The organism is Liquorilactobacillus sicerae (assembly GCF_029916425.1).
Classification (GTDB): Bacteria; Bacillota; Bacilli; order Lactobacillales; family Lactobacillaceae; genus Liquorilactobacillus; species Liquorilactobacillus sicerae.
On the sequence record NZ_JAHAVQ010000371.1, the window covers coordinates 1 to 380 of the forward strand.

At 39.5% G+C, this 380-nt stretch carries 1 protein-coding gene; it reads right to left on the reverse strand.

Translation table 11 applies throughout. The features are described 5' to 3' along the window. On the reverse strand, positions 1-380 hold a 380-nt coding region (locus KH893_RS12880), incomplete at both ends, for a phosphatase PAP2 family protein (protein ID WP_281166408.1).

Genomic DNA, 380 nt, shown 5'->3' on the forward strand with positions numbered 1-380 from the left:
TCCTAGAGCTGCTCCAGCGATCACGTCGCTTAAATAATGGTCCTGCAGATATATGACTGCTTCCAATAACAATAGACCAAATGTTATCGTTCCCCAGCCAAACCAAATTTGTAAACGAGTTGATGAAAGATTTGGCAGAATTAGAACAAAAATAATTGTAATTACAATAAAAGTTGTTAATGCATGGTTCGATGGAAAAGCATATCCGGAAGCCAAATGGCCAGTCGGCCGTACACGACCAACTGCAACTTTTAATATTTCGCCAACTGCTAATCCGCTAATGTATGTAGTAAGAACCCAAATTGCTGGGATGCGTAAATTAGAAAAATAGAGTAAGCCGGCAATGACCACTGCATAAATAAAAGTTGCCAAAGGTGAAC